At 68.9% G+C, this 19719-nt stretch carries 7 protein-coding genes; all 7 read right to left on the bottom strand.

Going from position 1 to position 19719, the window contains the following annotated elements:
• Positions 1–45: 45 nt before the first annotated feature.
• Positions 46–519, bottom strand: coding sequence for a hypothetical protein (locus tag VD972_RS19105; protein ID WP_324989014.1), 474 nt, complete (start codon positions 517–519; stop codon positions 46–48).
• Between the two features lie 255 nt (positions 520–774).
• Positions 775–1671: a hypothetical protein gene (locus VD972_RS19100; protein WP_324989012.1), complete on the bottom strand. Its 897-nt coding sequence runs from the start codon at positions 1669–1671 to the stop codon at positions 775–777.
• A gap of 221 nt (positions 1672–1892) precedes the next feature.
• The gene (gene gltJ / locus VD972_RS19095) at positions 1893–3968 is read right to left on the bottom strand and encodes an adventurous gliding motility protein GltJ (protein ID WP_324989010.1); all 2076 of its coding nucleotides are present in this window, start codon (positions 3966–3968) and stop codon (positions 1893–1895) included.
• Positions 3969–4103: 135 nt separating this feature from the next.
• Entirely contained in the window at positions 4104–16376 is a 12273-nt protein-coding gene (locus VD972_RS19090) for a tetratricopeptide repeat protein (protein ID WP_324989008.1), read from the bottom strand.
• Positions 16377–16492: 116 nt separating this feature from the next.
• The gene (locus tag VD972_RS19085) at positions 16493–18412 is read right to left on the bottom strand and encodes a DEAD/DEAH box helicase (protein WP_324989007.1); all 1920 of its coding nucleotides are present in this window, start codon (positions 18410–18412) and stop codon (positions 16493–16495) included.
• A 12-nt stretch (positions 18413–18424) separates the two neighbouring features.
• Entirely contained in the window at positions 18425–19063 is a 639-nt protein-coding gene (gene cglE / locus VD972_RS19080) for an adventurous gliding motility protein CglE (RefSeq protein ID WP_324989005.1), read from the bottom strand.
• Positions 19064–19173: 110 nt separating this feature from the next.
• Positions 19174–19719: TonB family protein (locus VD972_RS19075; RefSeq protein ID WP_324989003.1), on the bottom strand; the 546-nt coding region annotated here is incomplete at its 5' end.

Below are 19719 nucleotides of genomic sequence, written 5' to 3'. Positions count from 1 at the left end.
CCTCCACGTAGAAGAGAGCCCTCGGCACTGGAGCAAGAAGGGAAGCTACTTCGCGTCGGCCAGTTTATCGTCGCGGTACTGTGCCTCGCGAATGATCTTGCCGTCTTCGGCGAACTCCTGCGTCAATCCGTGCCGCTTCCCGTTCACATATTCCTCGATGAGGCGCGGCTTGCCGCTCGCGAAGTACTGCACGCGCTTCCCGTGGTAGTTGTTTCCGCTGAACTCGGTGCGCCCGGTCTGCTTGCCGGACTCATCAAAGAAGGTCCACGTGCCACTGCGGAACCCCTCAAAGTACTGTCCATCGTAGCGCTTCTGCCCGTTGGGGTAATACGACACGGCTGGGCCATGGGGCACATAGTAGCCATTCTCGGGCACCGTCTTGCGGCAGATCAGGCCGTCGTCCGGAGTACCAAACTGCTTCGTCCCCGAGGGGCAGTTCAACTGGGTGGTCGTCCCCGACTTGCTCGCTGCATCCCCGGCAAGTGCCGCAGTGCCAACGAGGCTAAGCCCCAGGGTCAAGGTCCGAATCAGCTTCGAAAACAACATGGACTCTCCTTTTGAAGGCCGCCGGAATTTCCGTGCGTGCACGATGAAGGACGGACGTCTTTCAGCGAAATTCAACATGGTTCATGGCGGGCTTGACAGCCCCTCTGACAGACCTGATGAGGGTACGCAGCCACTCTTCTACGACATAAGAGGGCCCTGCCTAGCGAAACGCCAGACAGGGCCCAAGAGAAGGCCGCGATACTCTCACGGATTCAACTGCTTCTCAGGCTACAGGTAGTTGGCTTGGTAGCAGAAGAAGTTGCCGCTCGTGAAGTAGAAGCCGGTCGAGGTGGTCGTGCTGGACGGCGGGCGGCAGAGGCTCACTACAATCTCGGCGCGCTCGCGGTTCGTTCCAGAGACCGTGTAGTTTCCAGAGGAAGAACTCACAGCCGCAATCGCGTCCTTCTTCTCCCCATCCACGAGGATATAGAAGAAGCCACTGAGTTCGGCCTTGGTTGCAGGAAAGGCCCTGTCAGAGTACGCCGAGATAGCGATCTTCACGCGCTTGGTGTCAGTGTTACCGCAGAATGCCGTGTCAGTCGCCGCGCTCTCCACCCGAGCGGAGTAGATGATCACGCCCGTAGTGCCGAGTTCACTCTTGTTCGCAAAATTCGTGTAGTTCTGGCAGGAAGGCGTCGGCAGAGCCGTGCACTTGCTGGCGCTGCAGAACTGCGTGCCGTAGGTGCAGGTAGACTGACCCTCGCCCGTGCAGGTGTCGCCCACGACGCCGCCCGCCTTACACTGACCCGTCGCCGTGTCGCAGGTCCGGCCCGTGCCGCAGGACGCATCCGTCGTGCACTTCGTCGCACAGACCTTGTCCAGGTTCGAGCAGACCAGGTCCGTCGTTCCTTCTGAGTTGCACAGCGTGTCCGTCGCACACTGGCAGACTTGCCGGTTGTCCGCCGTGCTCAGCGCCGCGCACGTCTTCGCGCTCGAGGGACAGTCCGCGCCCGCCGTACACGTCTTCACACAGACCTTGGCATTCGGGTGGCAGATCTCACCCTCGATGCAGTCCGCGTCCAACGCACAAGTCAGGCTGCCCTCCTCGTCAGTGGGGCAACCAGTCATCACCAGGCTCATCGCGCTCAGCGCAATGAGCATCATCATCGTCTTCAGAAGCTGCATGCTGGACTTCCTCCTGTGGGTGCCTCGCATGGGGCCTCCGGCCTCACAAGCCCCCTCTTCATCCTTGCGAGCGGCGTCGCTTTAGCCACGCATCTCTGGATGTGTCAACGAATGTCGACGCACCCTCGACGCAATCCCCTCTTGGAAATTCAGCGCTGACGCAAGCGGACAGTGCCACGGCTTCTTGTTACTGCCACGTCACTGTCCGCTCGTGATCATTTCTAGAAGATAAACGGGAAATCGATGGGATCCCCCTGCTTCTTGTGTTTCGGGAAATTCCACCCTTTGATGAGCCCGGAGATACAGCTCGCCATATAGGTCTTCTTGAATTCCTCCGACTTCACCGACACACCCGTCGTCCGGCCGTTGGGCTGGATCACCCACCGCATCACCAGTCGACCGTTGAGGCCGGGATCCTTCTTCTTCTGCTCGTTCACGCACTTCACGATGGCCGGCTTGTTCGCCACCACCACTGCCATGATGTCCGACTGACCGAGCCGCTCAGGCACGTTGGCACCACCCCCAGGCTCAGGCGGAATGTACGTGGAGGGCGTGTTGCCCGCCTGGCTGCCGGTCGGCTTCTTCTCCGGCTTCTTCGTTCCGAAGAGATCATCAAAGTCATCGCCCAAGCCATCATCGGCAGGCTTCGTTGACGGCTTCGAGATGGCCTCAGGCTTGGCGGTCGGCGCCGGACGCGACGACTCACCACTGTTACGATCCCCGTTCTTCCGAGACGGCTCGCGGGTGCCCGGGCTCGCCTTCGCTACCGCCTCGCTGGCCGCGGGCGGCGTCGGAGTCGTGGCCGGAGGCGGAGTCGGCGTGGCGGCAGGAGCAGGAGGTGTGCTCCCTCCCGCAGCAACCCCTGTCCCCGGCGCAGGAGCAAGCGGCGCAGCCGTGCCCGGCGCAGGTGTGGGCGACACCGACGGATTCGCCACACCAGCGTTGGGCGCAGGCTGCGTCTTCGCCTCGGCAGGCGCCGGCGTGGGGGGCGTGGCCGCCTCAGGCGTCTTCGGCTCCTGCTGAGAAGGCGGCGTCGCGGCCGCCATGGCCGGTGGCTCAGTGGTCGAGCTGGAAGAGGATGACTTCCAGACGAAGACTCCCAAGCCCAGCAGCACCACCACCGTACCTGCCGCGATGGCCGCCACCATCACCGTCTTGTTGCCACCCTGCCCCCCAGGAACCGCCGAGGGCGGGTAACCGGGGTACGCGGGCTGAGGGTAGCCTGCCGGCGCGTAGGCCGGCTGCGCGTACGCAGGCGCCGGCTGCGCATACGCGGGCGCGGGCGCATAGGCCGAAGGCTGCGGCGCACGCATCGGCTCGGCGGCGGTCGCCAGCATCGGCGCCGCTCGCGAAGCCGAAGCATGCGCGGGCTCTGGAGGCGGCAGATCGAGCAGCCCCGGCGCCGCGGGCTTCTCCTCCGCCGCAGGCCGCAGAGGCGGCTTGGACATCGCCTCGTTCTCCTCCTTCACCAGCGAGGCGAGCACGCTCGCAGCCGAAGGCTTCCAGCCCGACGACGGCGGCTCTTGGCCCAATGCAGGAGCCGCGGGAATCTCGGGACGGTTGTTCTTTGCCGGCGCCCCTGCGCTGAACGCGGACTCCACCGGCGCAGACGCCGACGGGACCGACGACGCCATCGCCGCGGGCGCAACGATCACCGGCTTGGCAGGACGCGGTGCGAGCGCCGAGGCCAGCTCCGTCACCTCGGAGAGCGGGATCCAGTCACTGAAGCCCGCGCGCCAGCACAGGCTGTCCGGCCCTACCTCGCCCCGCTCCCAGTGCTCCTTGATCTTCTCAAGGGTGAGCGGCCCCACCTGCTTCTCGTCGATGGCGACGTACCAATCATTCGCGGGCGCAGCAGCCTTCGGCTCCTCCGGCTGCGACTCGGCCTCCGCCAGCTTGCGCACGGCGTCCGGCGTGGACGACTTGCTCTCTCGAGCCTGGTCGCCCACGGGCTCCCCCGCGGGGATCTTGTGCGAGCCCGAGTTGAGGACTTGATCGAAGACCGCGCCGATCTCGTCCTCCTCCACGCCCGTGAAGAGGCCGCCCTCGGGTGGAGTCCCCAACGTGGCGAGCGCGGCCGCTGCGTTGGAGTTCCCGGCACTGGTGCTGGTGGAAGGTGCAGACGCCTCGGCCGCCGAGGCCTCCGACGTTCCCTCGTCCTTCGGCGCCGCGGCGCCAGTTGGACGCACCACGATGACGTGGCCGCACTTCTTGCAACGAATCTTGACGCCCTTGGCGCCAATCTTGTCGTCGCTAATCATGTACTGCGCGCGGCAGCTGTCGCAGACGAAGCGCATCGTTCCCCGCAAGTCTCAGAAAAGACGAAGAAATCCTGCCAAAATCGTAGAGGTGCTGTCCGGGGGGGTCAAGGATGCGTCCCATGACCGCCCGGTTGCCTTTCAACGGCTGAACCTTCGACCAAGATCTAACCGCTACTTCCTTACCTGCACCTCCACGTGCGTCCCTACGGCGACACGCAGATCATGTAGGTCCTCGGATGTCGCAAACACCAATAGATCCCGTAGCTTGGTGCGAGGAGGGACCCGGAAGGTGGAGCCTGTCTCCCCGGTAACCATCCGCTTGGCCGGCTCCATCTCCCCCGCAGCGAAGAGTCCCGCGCGCGCCGCCGTGAGCTCCACGCCCTCCAGCCAAGCCCGCACGTCCGCCGGAGTGGCGGTGGGCAGATAGGCGCGCACCAGCTTGGACAGCGACCCCCGGGCCTGCTCGCTGAGGTTCTTCTCCAGGATCTGCCGCGCCTCCGCGAAGTGGCGTGGATCCGCCGTCGGGCGGATCTGCGCCACCAGGGTGATCGCCGCCTGGAGCAACGCCTCGAGCCGATCCGGCGCCAGCCGCTGACTGAAGGCGAGCTCCGGCCGCGCCAGCGCGAGCGCGCGGCCCAGCAGGTAATAGACTTCCTTCTGCCCCTGCTCCGCGAAGAACTTCCCGCCCACGCGCACGCTGGCCGGGTGCGTCTGGAGGAGCTCCGCGTTGATCATCGGCTCGGGTGCCGGCTCGTTGGTGCGGCGGCTCAAGCGCTCGCGGGTGGCCACGAGGAACGGCGAGTACAGCTCCATCGCCTCCATGCCGAACAGCCGCGCCACGTAACGGTAGTGGTGGACGTGGTACTCCTGCGAGGTACCGACATCGATGCGGTGCTTCTTCGGGACGATCTGGTACTGCTGGAAGGGCACCGCATACAGGTGCCCCACCTGCTCGAACAGGATCCCCATCAGCTCGGACAGCGGTGCGCGGAGCTTCGGGTGGAAGAGGTGCGTCTGCCAGAGCCGATCCGTCAGCGCGCGCTGCGCCACCTCCTTGCGCTTGGCGTAGGGCCCCAGCTTCGTGAGGATCTCCTTCTCGTCATCCCCCGGATCGCCGATGAGTCCGGCCACCGCCTGCGCGGCAAGCCACGCCCCATCGTAGTCCTTGCGCACCGCCAGCAGGCGCACGAGATGACTGCACACCTTGCGCGGATCTTCCGTGTTCGGCAGCGCTCGGCGGAGCGCCGCGATGGCCTCCTCCTCCTTGCCCTGCACCTGGCCGGCCACCTCCGCGAACGTCTCCTGCACGCCCGCGTCGTCCGGCAGGCCCTTGGCCACCACGCCATAGGCCGCCACCGCCCCCTCCGTGTTCTTCAGCACCTGGAGGTAGAGGTCACCCAGCGCCCGCCACAGCGCCATGCGCGCCACGTGGGTGTCCGGCGTCTTCGGGATACGCGAGAGCATCTTCGCGTAGTTGTCCTCCAGCGCCTTCCACAGGCTGGCTCCGCCGAGCATGGCCTCCAGAGCGCTGAAGGCCTCCACGAAGCGGTGATCCACGTCCAGCGCCGCGTTGAACGCCTCGGTGGCGCCCTCGATGTCCTTCAGCTCGTCGCGGCGGATCTCCGCGAGCGCGAACCACACCCGCTTGGCCTTGTTCGGCTCAGCGGTCAGCGCCGGCAGCGTCAGCATCCGCTGCAGCACGTCCGCGGCCTTCTGACCCTGGCGCGTCTCGCGCAGCAACACGTACAGCGAGTCCATCACCTCCAGCGCATCCGGCTGCTCCTTGAGGGAACCGCCAAACGCGTCGATCGCCATGTACGGGTCCTTGAGCTTGTCCCGTGCGATCTGGCCGAGTTCCAGGAAGACACGCGCCTTGGCCTCCCCATCCAGCACGTTCACGAGCTGCTGGCGCAGCTCAGCGGACTTCTCGTACTGGCCCGCCTTGTCCATCAGTCCCACCAAGGCCCGCAAGGACGGCTCGTGCCCCGGATCGATGGCCAGCGCCTTCTCGAAGTGGTTCTGCGCGCGGTCCGCGTGCCCCAGCGCAGCGAGCACGTCACCCAGCTGCCAGTAGACCTCCACGACCTCCAGGTCCGTCAGGCTCTCGCGGTGGTGGATGAGGATGGCCTGGAAGACCTTCAGCGCGTCCTCGTACCGCTTCGCGTGCACGAGCAGGTTGCCGAAGCTCTCCAGGTTGGCCAGGTACCTCGAGTCCAGACCGTAGGACTTCTCGTACGCGTCGAGCGCCTTCTCGCGCTTGCTCAGCTTCTCCGACACGTAGCCGAGCCGGTAGAGCTGTCGCGACAGATCCACTGTGACTGCGCCGTCCTTCTCCGCGATGGCCTTCTCCGCCATCTTCCGGACGACGATGTCCAGCATCTTCTCGCCGAGCATCCAGTCCTCGCGCGCGATGTAGACGTCCGCCAGAGGGCGCGCCGCCTCGAGGCTGTCCGGGACGTGCTTGAGGGCCTCCTCGAAGTAGTGCGTGGCCGTGTCTTTGTCCTGCCGCGTCTCCGCGTGGTACTTCGCCACGTCCAGCAGCGAGCGCGCCTTGGCCTGCGGGTCCTCCGAGCTCTGCGCCTCCTGGAGGAGCGTCTGCTCGTAGCCGCCCCAGTCCTGCTCCTGCTCCTGGATGCCCTTGAGGGCGCGAATGCTGGGCAGGTACCCCGGGTCGATCACGAGCGCCTGCTGGTAGCTGGACTTCGCGCTCCCCGTGTCCATCAACATGTCTTCGTTGATCTTGCCCATGCGGTGGAACAGCTCCACCGCCTCCGGCGACTGCCCCACCACCTGCGCCTCACGCTGCAGCATGTCCAGCGCGAAGGGCCAGTTGCCGCTGCGCTCGTACAGGTTGCCCAGCGCGTGCATCGCCGGCCGGCACGAGGGCTCCGCGTTCAGCGCGTACTGGTAGCTGTCCACCGCCCGGTCCACCGCCCTGAGCTGCTGGTGGTAGACGGTGCCCATCTCCACGTACAGCTCGGCCTGCTCCTGCGGCTCCGTCACCAGCCCGAGCTGCCGCTCGTAGGCGAGGATCAGATCCTCCCACCGCTCCTGCGTGCGCCGCAGGCGGATCAGCGTCTTGATGGCCTGCAGGTTCGTCTGATCGATGGCCAGGATGGCCTCGACGCAGGCGTCCGCGTTCGCTGGGTTCTGGTACTTGTCCTCCCAGATGCCCGCGCTGCGGAAGAGCACCCGGACCCGCTCGCGGTAGTCCGTGCTCAGCTCCAGCATCCGCTCGTACACCGCCAGCAGCTCCGCCGGCTGGTCCAGCTTGGTGTGCAGCCGCTCCAGTGACTCCAGCGCCTCGCGGTTCTCCGGGTTGAACTCCAGCGCCTGCCGGTAGGCCACCACCGCGGCCTCGTCATCTCCGATGTCCCGCTCGTAGACCCCCGCCACCTCTACCTGGATGCGCGCGCGATCCTCGGGGGTGCCCATCAAGTCCCGCTTGCGCTGCAGCGTGGCGGCCACATCCGAGTGCGCGTTCTGGCGGCGATAGAGCGCGGCCAGCACGTCCAGCGTCTCCACGTCCGGCTCGAGCTCCAGCGCTCGCAGCAGCGCGGTGGCGGCCTCCTGCGGATCCCCCACCCGCTCGTCGTAGATGCGGGCGATCTCCTTCAGGATCCCCTTGCGCGCCTCGATGGATGCGGCAGCCTCCAGCTGCTGCTCCAGGGCCACCACGTACTCGCGATCCCGGCCGCGCCGCTGGAACATCCCAGCCAGCCCGTCGAGCGCAGTGGCGTTGGTCGGATCGAACTCGAGGATCTTCCGGAACGCCGCCTCGGCCGCCGCCGCGTCATCCAGCCGCTCGTCGTGCACTCGCGCGAGCGTGGCGTAGAGCCGCTCGGCCAGCGGGCCCTTCGGCAGCAAGTCCGCCACCTCCTCGTAGACCGCAGCCAGCTCCTCGTGCGAGCCCGTCTCGTTCGCCAGCCGCTCCACTTCCTCGCGGAGCGTGTCGTCCGCCGCGTCGATCTGCAGCGCGCGGCAGAGCGCCAGGAACGCCACGTCCTTCTGCCCGAGCCGCTCCTCCTGCACCCGCGCCAGCTCGCGCAACCAGGAGAGCTTCTCCTCGTCCGTGACGAGGTGGGGCATGTAGCGGTCCACCACGCCGGCATACGCGCGCCAGTCGTTATGGCCTCGGTACAGCTCCGACACCCGCTCGAAGGCCTTCCGGTTGGCCGGATCCAGCTCCAGCACCTTCTCCAGCGCACCCGCGGACTGCTCGGGCTTGGCGCCCGGGCCCTCCCACATGTCCGCCACCGCGAAGTACGCGGCCACCGCCTGCTCACGCTCCTCGGAGGCCAGGTGCACCTGCACCCTCAGCTCCAGCGCGCGGACGGCGTCGTTGTAAGCCCTCAGCGAGACGAAGAGCGTGTGGACCCGGTCCAGGTCCTGCACCGTGTGTGGCTCCACCTCCAGCGCCCGGCGGGCGGCGTCCAACGCCTCCTCGCGGCGGCCCATCTCCGCCAGCACCTCGGCCAGGCGCAGGCGCAGCCCCTTCACACCCTCCGAAGACTCCTGCAGCGGCACGAGCCGACGCAGCACCGCCACCAGTTCCTCACGCTGAGCCGTCTCCTCGTACAGCTCGCGCAGCGTGTCCAGCACGACCCGGTGCCGCGGGTCGCGATCGAGCGCCGCCTTGAAGTACGGCACCGCCGCCTCTGGCTGCTTCAGCAGGCGGTACACCACCCGACCCAGCCGCTCGTTGAGGCGCACCACCTCGCGCGGGTCCAGCGTCTGCGCCAACCGGTCCGCCAGCAACGTGCGCAGCTCCTCCGGCCTGCTCGCGCGCTCGAGCAACCCCTCCAGCGCCGTGAACGCCTGCTCGTTGCGCGGGTTCTTCGCCAGCAGCTCCCGGTACAGCTCGATGGAGCGGCCCAGGTCCTCCAGCCCCACGTCCGACACCTGCGCCATCTTCGAGAGGACGCGCTCCCGCTCAGCCCCGGAGACGCGCTCGAGTTCGTGCTGCAGGATGGCGTACAGCTTGTCGGATGCACCGGCCGCCTCGTACAGCCCCTCCAGCAGCCGTGCGGACGCCAGGTGCCCCGCATCGATCGTCAGGATCTGCTCGTAGGCAGACGCCGCACGATCCAGGCTGTCCAGCCGCTCCTGGCAGAGCTGCCCCAGGCGGAAGAGGAAACCGACCTTGTCCGCCGACACCGTGGCGCCCGCAGCCAGCTGCTCCAGCACACCCGCCAGCTCCGGCCACGCCTCCAGTTCCACGTAGAGCCGATCCAGCGCCAGCGAGGCCTTCTCCTGCACCGAGGCGTGTAGGCTGCGCGCGCGCTCGTAGTAGGTGATGGCGCGCTCGGGCTCCCGCAGACGCGTCTCCAGCATCTGGCCCAGCTTGAGGCAGACCTCCGCCGCGTCCGCCGCCTCGGCGATGCGCGGCAGCGCCTCCTCGTAGGCCGACACAAGCTCGTCATAGGTGTTGGACGCGTCGGTCGCACCCTCCAGCCGGTGGCGCAGCTCGCCGTCGTTCGGGTCCTCCTGGAAGGCCCGGAAGAGCGCCAGGAAGACCAGCTCCGCCTCGCCCTGCGTCTCGCGCAGCGTGGCCAGCTCACCCAGGAGCGCCTTCTTCTCGAAGGAGTCCGAGGACGCGCCCACGCGAATCTCGATGAACTGTGCCAGCTTCGCGATGTCGCCACTCACTCGCAGAGCCCGCAGCAGCGTCTCCACCGCGAGCAGGTTCTGCGGCTCGCGGGTCACCCACGCCTCCATGCGTGCCACCGCGCCCGCATGGTTGGGCTGCAGCGAGAGCACCTCGCCGTAGAGCCCCAGCGCGCCCGTCTTGTCGAGCAGCTTCGCCTCACGCACCGTGGCCAGCCGGAACTTCAGCTCCAGCGCCTGCTCGGGTGGCATCAGCGCGATGCGTCTGGCCAGCACGTCCGCCAGCTCCGGCCACCGCTCCTGCTTCTGGCAGAGACTCTCCAGCCGGGCCAGCGCCGCGGCGTCATCCGGCTTGAGCTCCAGCAGCCGCCGGAAGGTGGCGAGCGCTCCAAGGTTGTCCTTGAGCTGATCCTCCTGCAGCACACCGATCTGGAAGAGCACCACCGCGCGGCGGGCCGGGTCCTCGGCCATCGCCAGCTGGCGGCGCAGTACCTCCAGCAGTTCCGCGGACTTGCCCTCGGACGTCAGCAGCCGGCCCACGCTCTCCAGGGCCTCCTCGTCCGTGGGGCGCACCTCCATCACCTTGCGCCACGCGGCGAGCGCCTCGTTGTCCTCGCCCATGCGCGCCTGGAGCCGCGCCAGCGCCCGGTACAGCTCTCCGCGCGCGGCATCGCTGGCCTTCGGGGCCACCCCGACGAGCACCTCGATCAGCTCCTCGGCAGTCCCCGCTGGCTCCACCAGCGAGAGGCACAGCTCGAGCGAGCGGAGCTCGTCCGGCAGCTCTTCGAGCGCTCGCACCGAGTAGACGAACGCCAGCTCCGCGTTCTGCATGGGGCCGGCGTAGGTCTCCGCGATGCGGCGCAGCAGCGCCACGCGCTCCTGCGGCACCGGCTCCACGGAGGCCCTCGCCTCCAGCATCTGTACCTGCTTGAGGTGATCCCCCACCCCGGCGAACACCGGCTCCAGGGCACTGGCCGCCGCTCCGCGCAGCGGGCTCTCCGAGCGTGCCATCTCCTCCAGCGCGCCCACCGCACCCGCATGACCGGCTCGCCGCGTGAGCACCGACTGGTACACCTCCAGTGCACCCCGCGGATCATCCAGGCGGGTGAACTTCAGCCGTCCCAGGCGCACGCGCAGCTCCGACGCCTCCTCCACCGCGTTGCGCGCGTCCGCGAGTTGGATCTCCCGCTCGATGTGCTGCGCCAACTCCGGCCAGCGCTCCATCTCCGCGAGCACCTTGCCCAACAGCTTGAGCGCGTTGGCGTTCTCCGGCTTGCGCTCGAGTACCGCCCGATAGGCCTGTGAGGCGAGCGCCTTGTCCGACAGCGTCTCCTCCGCCAGGTGGCCCAGCTCGAAGAGCAGGTTGATCTGCTGGCTGACGTTGGTCTCCGCCGCCACCTGCCGGCGCATCACCAGCGCCAGCTCACGGTGCGCGCCCGTACGCCGGTGCGTGCGGGCGATCGTCTCCAGCACTTCCTTGTTGTACGGCTCGCGACGGCTGACCTCCTCCAGCGCGCGGACCGCCAGGTCGTAGCGCTTCAGGCGCCCGTCGTAGAGCGCTGCCAGCCGCTTCCACAGCTCGCCCGCCAGGGGCTCCTGGACTCCGCGCTCGAGCTGGTCTTCGTACGAACCCGCCACCTCCTCGAAGGAGCCCGAGTCGGCCGCGAGCCGCTCCAGCTCGTCGAGCACGGTCGGCTCCTGAGGGAACTCGTTGAAGGCCCGCAGACGCGAAGCGAAGGCCAGCGACGTCTGCCCGAGCGCCTCACGCAGCAGGGCGATCTCCTGGATGCGCTCCAGCCGCTGCTCCGGCGAAGCGGAGGACAGGAGTACCTCCAGAACCTCCACCAGCTTCCGGCTGTCGTTGATATTCCGGTAGACAGGCTCCAGCAGACGGGCGGCTTCCAGCCGCTGCCCTTCCTGCGCAAACAGCCGCTCCAGGCCTGCGATGCCCTGCGGATCCCCTGGCATCAATTCCAGCAGCCCACGGTACGCCATGAGCGCCTCACCTGCGCTCTCCGCCAGCTCCAGGAGCTGGGCCCGGCGCAGCATGAAGCCCCGGCGCGACTCGACGTCCTCCGACAGTTCCGCGAGCTGGGCCAGCACGTCCGCCTGCTCCTGGACGCGATGCGCCTTCGCGAACAGCCGATCCAGCGCGAGCAGCCCCTCGGGCACCTTCTTGATGGCGAGCGCGGAGCGATAGGCCTCGATGGCCTTCGCATCCTCGCCCGCGCTGGCGAAGGCGTCACCTGCCTTGAGCAGCAGGCCTCGCCGTGCCTCCGGATCGGTGGCGAGCTGGGCCTGTGTCGCGTACACCTCTGAGAGGTTCTTGGCGTTCTGCCCCTTCTCGTACAGGCGCGACAGGGCCTCCAGCGCCTGGCGATCCTGCGGCGCCTCCTCCAGCAGACTCTTCCACAGGCGCGCGGCCTCTTCAGGCTGGTTGAGCTGCTCACGCAGCTCCGCCGTCCGCCGCATCAGCGCCAGCGCCGACGAATCTCCCGCGGGAAGATCCGAGATGACGTTCTCGTAGATCTCCGCCAGCACCTCATGCGAGCCCGTCTCGCGCGCCAGCCGCTCCAGCTCCGGCCTCAGCGCCTCTCGATCAAGCCCTGCCGCAAAGGCCTTCACCGCCGCCATGAAGGCCAGCGACGGCTGCTGCATCTCCTGCTCGTAGATCCGCCGGATCTCTCCCGCCAGCTGCGCCTTCTCCGCGGTGAGCGCGGCCTCCATGCGCGTCTCGCGCAAGGCCACTCGACGGGCGTGATCTCCCAGCTGCTGGAGCACGGGATCGAGCGTGTCCAGCGCCGCCCGGCTCGTCGGCAGAGCCGCCTTCACCCACTCCTCCAGCGCGGCGCGCGAGCCGGGGTGACCCGGATCCTCGGCCAGGATCCGCTCGTAGAGCTTGAGCGCGGCGGTGGGGTTGTTCAGCGTGGTGCGCAGCAGCTCCGCGAGCCGGAAGGAGACCTCGCGCCCCTGCGGGCTCTGCCCCTCCTGGCTGCGCCGCAGCGCGAGCGCCCACGCCAGCTCCTGCGCCTGCCCCAGCTCCGTGTAGAGGCGGTCCAGCGAGGCGGCGGCCTCGCGCTGGAGCGCATCACGCTCGGCGATCGCCCTCCACGCAGCGGCGGCGCGCTCCTTGCTCGTCAGCTTGCTCTCATGCAGCAGCGCCGCCTCGCGCAGGTACGCCACCTGCTCAGCGGTCTCCGTGGAGACAGAGGCCAGCCGCTCGATCACCTCCGCCAGCTCCGCCCACTGCTCGCTCGAACGGTGGAGCCGCTGCAGCGACTTGAGGCACTCGACGTTGGAAGGCTCCAGCTCCAGCAGCGCGTGCAGCGCCTTGATCGCGCCCGCCTTGTCGTCGAGCTTCTTCTCCTGCACCTCGGCGAGATCGCGCAACACGGCGGCGCGTGCAGGGCCGACGTTCCCCTCCTCCGTCAGCTCCAGGAGGATCTCCGCGTAGCTGTCGAGCGCGTCCGCATCCTCGGCCGCCTGACGCGCCGTGGCCCGCAGCGCCGTGTCTCCTGGCGTCAGGCGCATGGCCCGCGCGAGCGAGGCAAAGGCCAGCTCCGGCTGGCGCAGGTGCGTGAGGTGGACGTGCGCGGCCTGTCGCAGCGCCTGCGCACGGGCCGCGTCATCCTTTGCCACCTCGGCGAGCACGTCGAGCGCCGCCACCAGCTTGCGGTGATCCTTGGTGAGTTCGTACGCCGGCAACAACGCCCGCGCCGCACCCTCGCGTGCGGAGCCGGAGGCGAGCATCCCCTCCAGCGCAGCCAGCGCATCCGGATCGGACGGGCGCTGACGGAGGATGTCCCCGTAGCTCTGCACCGCCTCCGCCTGGTCGCCTCCCGGTGCGCCCTGGAGCAGCTGCGCGCGCTTGAGCTTCAGGCGCGCCACCTTCTCGGTGTCTCCTGCCGTCTCCGCGAGCTCCACCATCCGAGCCAGCGTGTCGTTCAGCTCACGCGTGCGGCCGGCCTTCTCGTACAGCTCGGCAAGCCTCGGCAGGTACTTGCCCTCTTCCGCGCCCTGAGAGAGCGCGGACTGGAGTGCCTCGGCGGCCTCCGCCGGACGGCCCGTCTGTGAGCTGAGCTCCACGAGCTGGAGCAGCAGCCGCAGGCGCTCCTGCCCCTTGGCCGTCTGGATGCGCTTGCGCAGCAGTCCCTCCGCATCCGCCACGCGCCCTGCACGCCAGAGCAGCCGCAGCAGCCGCTGGAGCAGCTCGGGCGACTCGGGCGCCCGGCCCAGCGCCGCCTGCAGCGCGTCCGTGGCATCCGCCACCGCCCCCACTTCCTCGGCCAGGGTCGCCGAGTCCGACAGGAGCTGCACAGCTACCTGCAGCTCCTCTGACTCCGTCGCCAGTCTCCGCAGCACCCGCACCAGCTCCGCCTGCGCGGAGAGGTCTCGCGACAAGCGAAGCGCCTCGGCACGGCTCACCTCATCCTGGGGGTTCTCACGCAGGCCGCGGATCCGGCAGTCGAAGGCGGCCCGGCTGTCCGCGAGCTGCTTCTCGTGGATCGTCGCCAGCACGCCGATGAGGCGCTGGCGTGCCGGGGCCTCGGTCGTGGCATCCAGCTGTTGCTGGAGCGAGGCCACCTGCCGCTGGTGATCGCCCGTCCGGCCGTAGTGGTTGGCCAGCGCCTCGGCGATCTCCACAGTCTGGATCCCGGCCGAGGCCAGCCGCTCGAGCCCTCCCACCACCAGGCCCGTGGAGACGTTCTCCGCCAAGAGACTCAGGAAGAGCTGCGCCGCCTCCTGGGGACGGCTCAGCCGCTCCGCGTAGAGCTTCGCCTGCCGCGCCGACCAGTCGCTGCGCTCCACCTGCGTCTCAGCAAGCGTGGCCAGCCGGCCAGCCAGCGCCGCGGCCTCCTCGAACTTCGAGAGCAACACACACAGGGCCTGGAGACGCTGCAGCGGCCCAGGCTCGTCCGGAGCCAGAGTGACGAGCTGCCGGAGCAGCGGCTCGAGCTCCTCCGGAGGCGTGGCCGCCGCTTCCTTCCGGTTGATCTCCGTCTCCAGCTTCACGCGCGGATCCTCCGCGCGCGCGGCCGCCGCCTTGAGAGACTTCACGGCCTCCTCGGCCACCGAGTCCCCCGGCGCACGCGCCAGCACCTCTCGCCAGGCCGCCTCGGCGCCCACAGGATCCGCCAGCGGCCCCTGGAGCAGCTGCGCCAACTGCCGCCAGATCGCCAACGCCACCTGCTCGGGCGCCACCAGCACGGCCCGCTTGAGCGCCATGGCCAGCTCATGCTGTGCCTGCGCCTTCTCCGCGTGCTCCACCACTGTGCCCAGCAGCAGCGGGCGCGCGGGCTCCAGCACCAGCGCCCGCGACAGCACGTCGAAGGCCCGGCGGACATCCCCGCGCTCCTCGAACGTCATCGCCAGGTTCTCGCAGAAGGCGATGCGCTCGGCCTTCGGCCGCGGGGCGAGCATGGCCAGATCCAGCAGCGGCTCCACCGCGTCGAACTGATCGATGTCCGCGAGCAGCCGGGCCAGGAGGAAGGCAGCGAGCGCGTTGGCGGGATCGGCCTTGAGGGCCGCCTCCAGGTGCACGCGCGCCGCGGCGCCGTCACTCAGCTGGTTCATGCACAGGTCCGCCAGCCGCATCCGCAGCGAGGACTGCGCCTGGCGATCCTTCACGGTGGTCGCGTGCCGCTCAAGCACCGCGAGGGCCTCAGGGCCCCGCCCGTGCTCCATCAGCATCTCCGCCGCGAGGTTCACGGCATCCGCGCGCGTCGGGTCCGCCGCGGCCGCCCTCTCGATGGCCGCGAGCGCACCCGCCGGATCGTTGAGCCGCGTGAGACGCCCAGTGCCCACGCGCAGCCACAGGTCCACCTGGGCCGTGCGATCCTTGGCCTCGTTGGCCATGGCCTCGAACTGGGTGATCGCCGAGGTGAAGTCCCCGCTGCGCTCCGCCAGCTTCTCGATGAGGTTGAGGGCCTCGGGCATGCCCGGCCACAGCAGGAAGCACCGGTCCAGCGCCTCCTTCACCTTGCTCGCCCCCGCGGTGGGGTCGTACCAGGAGAAGAGCTTCGCCACGAGCAGCGACAGCCGGGCCGCGCTCTTCCGGTCTCGCTCCTCCAGGGACATGCTGCGCAGCATCCGGACACGATCGCGCCAGGTCTGCTCGAAGCGCTGCAGCGACTTCTGCGCCTTCTCCACTCGCGCGCTCTGCGGATCCAGCGTGCGCGCCACCTCGAGCACCTTCTCGGCCAGCGCGTGCTCCGTCGGATCCTCCACGAGCCGCTCGGCGACGGCCGCGTACTCGTCGGCCATCCCCTCGGGCCCCAGCGCCTCGCGCTCCCGCTCCAGCGCCTCGAAGGCCGGATGGAAGCGATCCTCGCTCAGCAGCACCTGACGCAGCCGCCGGAAGGTCGCCCGGTCTGGCGCAGCCCGCGCGGCCTGCTGGAGGCAGAACACCGCGCGGTCCCGTCGGAAGAGCTTCGTCTCGTAGAGATCCGCAGCCTTCAGGAAGAAGCCTGAGCTCTCCTGGCCCGTGGTGGCACTGGCCAGCCGCTCCAGGGTGTCCGCCAGCGCGGACGCGTCCTGCTTGGCCTCGTACAACGTCTTCATCCCGCGCAGCACGGGGAGCGGATCGGGAGCCAGCAGCAGCGCCCGCCGCAGCAGCTCTTCCGCCCGGGACGGATTGCGGAGCCGCTCGAGAGAGAGCTCCGCGGCGCGGCTGAGCAGACGCGTGGCCTCGGGGGCGGGCACCTCGCGCCCGCGCCCCTCGTAGAGCCGAATCAGATCCTCGACGCGACCCGCTTTCTCCAAGGTGGCCTCGGCTTCGAGGAAGGACCGTTCATCGGTCGCACGCACTGTGGGACGCGGAGTGGAGGGTTGTTCCATGGACAGCGGGCCTCGCGGGAAAGGGAGCGCAACCGCACGGAGGCGCTAGAGAGGTGCGACTCTAGCGATCGTGTGTGTCCCCGGGCAATCGCGCAAAGCTCGCCAACCGGCGAGAACTATTGACTTTCCTGCTCCTCAGGCGAGGTAGCAGGGGTTGGGGACTCAGAACCGGTCTCGGACTCCTGCTCGGAGTCCTTGGCAGCGGGCGGAGGCGGCGGGGGCGCATCCGGGAGCGCCTGAGCTCGCTCCAACCCCGCGGCATCATTCAGGCGCGTGTAGAGCTCGATGGCCTTGGTCCGTTGCTGAAGCTCCTCGGCCAGCTGAGCGGCACGCGCCAGGTTGCCCAGCTGCTCATGGAGCGGCAGAGCCTTCTCCTTGCGGCCTGCCTGCTCCCAAGCCTCGGCAGCGGAGGCCGTCTCCCCGAGCAGCTCCAGCCAGCGCGCACGTCCGGCGGGCTTCTTCTCCTCCTCGGCGCGAGCCAGCTCGCGCTGGGCCAGTGCCTTGGCCTCCTCGTCGAGCTTCAGCCGCTGCATGAAGTGGAAGGCCTTGGGCGGGGGCAGTGGGCTGAGCACCTCCACGGCCTCTCGCCGCTGGCCTGCTGCTGCCAGCAGCGTCGCCGCGCCCAGCCGATCCCCGCGCTCCACCAGAGACTTCACCTCGAGGCCGCGGACGCGGTTGGCGCTGGCCATGTCCCGCGAGCGCTCGTACGACTTGCGCGCCTGGGTCAGCTTGTTGGCCCGCTCGTACGCGAGGCCTGCCTGGTCGTACTGCCGGGCCCGCTCGTACAGCCGCGCCACGTTCTCGAAGTCGCTCTTGGCGACGTAGTGCTCCATGAGGAGCTCGTACGCACCGGCCTTCTCCAGCGTAGGGCCAATCTGGTCGGCGGGCAGCCCCGAGACGAGGCGGCGCGCCATGTCCAGGTCCTTGCCTTCCACCGCGCAGCGCAGCGCGCTCTTGGTGTCGCCGCCCGCCTCGAAGAGCCGGGCCGCATCCGCGAAGGAGTTGTTGCGCTCGTGCAGCCGCCCCGCATCACGGGTCCGGCCCATGGCCTCGAGCTGCTTGGCCTGCTCGGCCCAGTCACCGGTCAGCTCCGGCATGGGCGGACGATCGCCCCGCTCTGGGCGCTCGCGCTTCTCTCCGCGCTCTGGGCGCTCGCGCTTCTCGCCCCGCTCTGGGCGCTCGCGACGCTCCGGGCGCTCACCCCGGTCAGGACGCTCACGGCGCTCACCTTCCGCGCGCGCGTGCTCCTCCTGCTCGGGACCGGGCTGACGGCCACTGGCGGCGAACGCCACCTCGGCACGCTCGCGGTCTCCTGCAGCGCGCCAGGCCTGCCCTACCAGGAACATGACGTTCGTGTAGGCGACATACTTCTCGCGCACGGGATCCCCGGCGGGAGCAGCCGGAGCAGCCCCTTCGGCCGGAGCAACCCCTTCCGCCGCGGGCGCACCCTCAGAAGGAGCAGCCCCTTCGGCCGGAGCAGCCCCTTCGGCCGGAGCAGCCTCCTCAGCGGGCGCGGCAGCCTCAGCCGGAGCAGCCTCCGGAGCCGGAGCAGCCCCTTCCGCCGCGGGCGCACCCTCTGCTGGAGCCGCTGCCGGAGCCTCGGGCGCGGGCGGCTTCGGCTGACGCTGCACGCGCAGCAGCGTGGTGATGAGCCGGCCACGCGCGTTGGGATCCAGATCGTCCAGCGACTTGAGGCGCATGGGGCGCAGAGCGCGGACGATGGCCTCCAGCGGCCCCTTCTGAGACGCGAAGTCATTCTTGGAGAGCGCCTTCTCGAGGACGCTCAGCTCGGCGATGACACGCTGAGCCGGTCCACCTGCCCCAGGCTCATCGCGCCCACGGCCGCGCCCACGGCCCGGCCCGTCGCCCCGGCCACGGCCGCCATCGCGACCGCCGAAGCCACCCCCGTCACGTCCTCCAAAACCACCCGAGCCCTCACGGCGCGGGCCCTGGCCAGGGCCTCCGGCCCCGCCGCGCGGCCCACTGCCGCGCGGCCCACCGCCGCGCGGCCCACCGCTTCCATTCTCCTGAGGCACTTGTCTCTCCCGCTAGAACGCGTAGCGAAGGTTCGGCGACACCGCGAACCCGAACGAACCCGAGGAGACCAGATAGCTTCCTGTCACCTCGATGCCCACCGAGAAGTGGCGCAGCCGCGTGTAGTACTCCACTCCCGGCCCGGCGAACACCAGAATGTCGGAATCCGGTAGAAGCAGCTTGGGCGAGAACAGCGCGAGGCCAGCTCCCGCGCGGGCATAGATGAAGGTCCGCTTGACCTCCTGGCTGTCCGCGAAGCCCACCAGGTGCGCGCGCAGCGTGGCGCCCGGCACCAGGGTAGAGAAGTCCCCGGAGGCCGCGCCCTCGGACTTGCCGACGTACTCCGAGCCGGCCCGGTTGGTGGCGCCCAGCACGAAGAAGCCAATCGAGAGGCGCTCGCCGAGATCGAACCCCACTTCTACCTGAGCCGACTGCCCGGGTGAGAAAGGCCGTGGGTTCGGATCGTCAGAGGGAGGGTTGACGACGAAGTACGGCCCCCCCTGCACGGCGAAGTACAGGCCGCGCTCGATCTCATTGAAGGTCTCCGCCGGCCGGTCCCCCTCTGAGTTCTTGGCGGCAGAGGCATTCTGTGCGCGCGCGAGCGTCGGCACGGCGAGCACGGTGACGAGAGCAATGGATGCAAGAGCTTTCATGCGATTCATGACGTTAGCGCGCCAGCGGCAGCCAGCACCTAAAAAGCGACGCGGGCGGACTCGTTGCCGAGCCCGCCCGCTTCCCTACTACAATTTTTCAACCCTCCGCGTTACTCGCCGGAGGCCTTGAAGATGAACGGGTAGGTGACGATCACCACGCCGCCACCCTTGGGCTTGGGGAACTGCCAGGTGCGCACACGGCCAGCCACGCAGCTCTCCAGCTCCGCGTTGCCCGCGGTGGACTGGGCCACCTCCGAGGAGACCACCTTGCCCTCGGCGTTGATGACGAACTTGACCGCCACCTTGCCGTTCAGCTTCGGATACTTGGTGAGCTGGCTCTCGTAGCAGAAGCGGATCTGCCCGCGGTTGCGCTGGATGACCTGGCGGATGAGCTCCTTGTCCAGCGAGCCCATGACCATGGGCTCGGAGGAGGTGATGCCCACGTCCACGCTCTGCTTGCCGCCGAGGACGCCCACCCCGGAGCCGTAGCTCGCGGTGCCGCCACCCCGGCCCTTGGTGCCGATGGCGCCGATGCCGATGGTGTCGCCCGTGCCGCCGCCACCGCCGCCGCCGCCGCGGATGCCCAGGCCGCCGAAGCCACCCGAGTCACCTGCCTTGGCGCCGAACATGTTGCCCATGGCGCTCTTGAGCTCGCC

The sequence above is a fragment of the Hyalangium sp. genome, assembly GCF_035629615.1.
Lineage (GTDB): Bacteria > Myxococcota > Myxococcia > Myxococcales > Myxococcaceae > Hyalangium.
Note: the sequence above shows the minus strand (reverse complement) of the source record. Positions and strands in the feature narration are given on the sequence as shown.

What these genes read in the sequence shown, in the direction of transcription:
- VD972_RS19100 (WP_324989012.1), bottom strand. Translation starts at nt 1,671, where the DNA reads ATGCAGCTTCTGAAGACGATGATGATGCTCATTGCGCTGAGCGCGATG.
- gltJ (WP_324989010.1), bottom strand. Translation starts at nt 3,968, where the DNA reads ATGCGCTTCGTCTGCGACAGCTGCCGCGCGCAGTACATGATTAGCGAC.
- VD972_RS19090 (WP_324989008.1), bottom strand. Translation starts at nt 16,376, where the DNA reads ATGGAACAACCCTCCACTCCGCGTCCCACAGTGCGTGCGACCGATGAA.
- cglE (WP_324989005.1), bottom strand. Translation starts at nt 19,063, where the DNA reads ATGAAAGCTCTTGCATCCATTGCTCTCGTCACCGTGCTCGCCGTGCCG.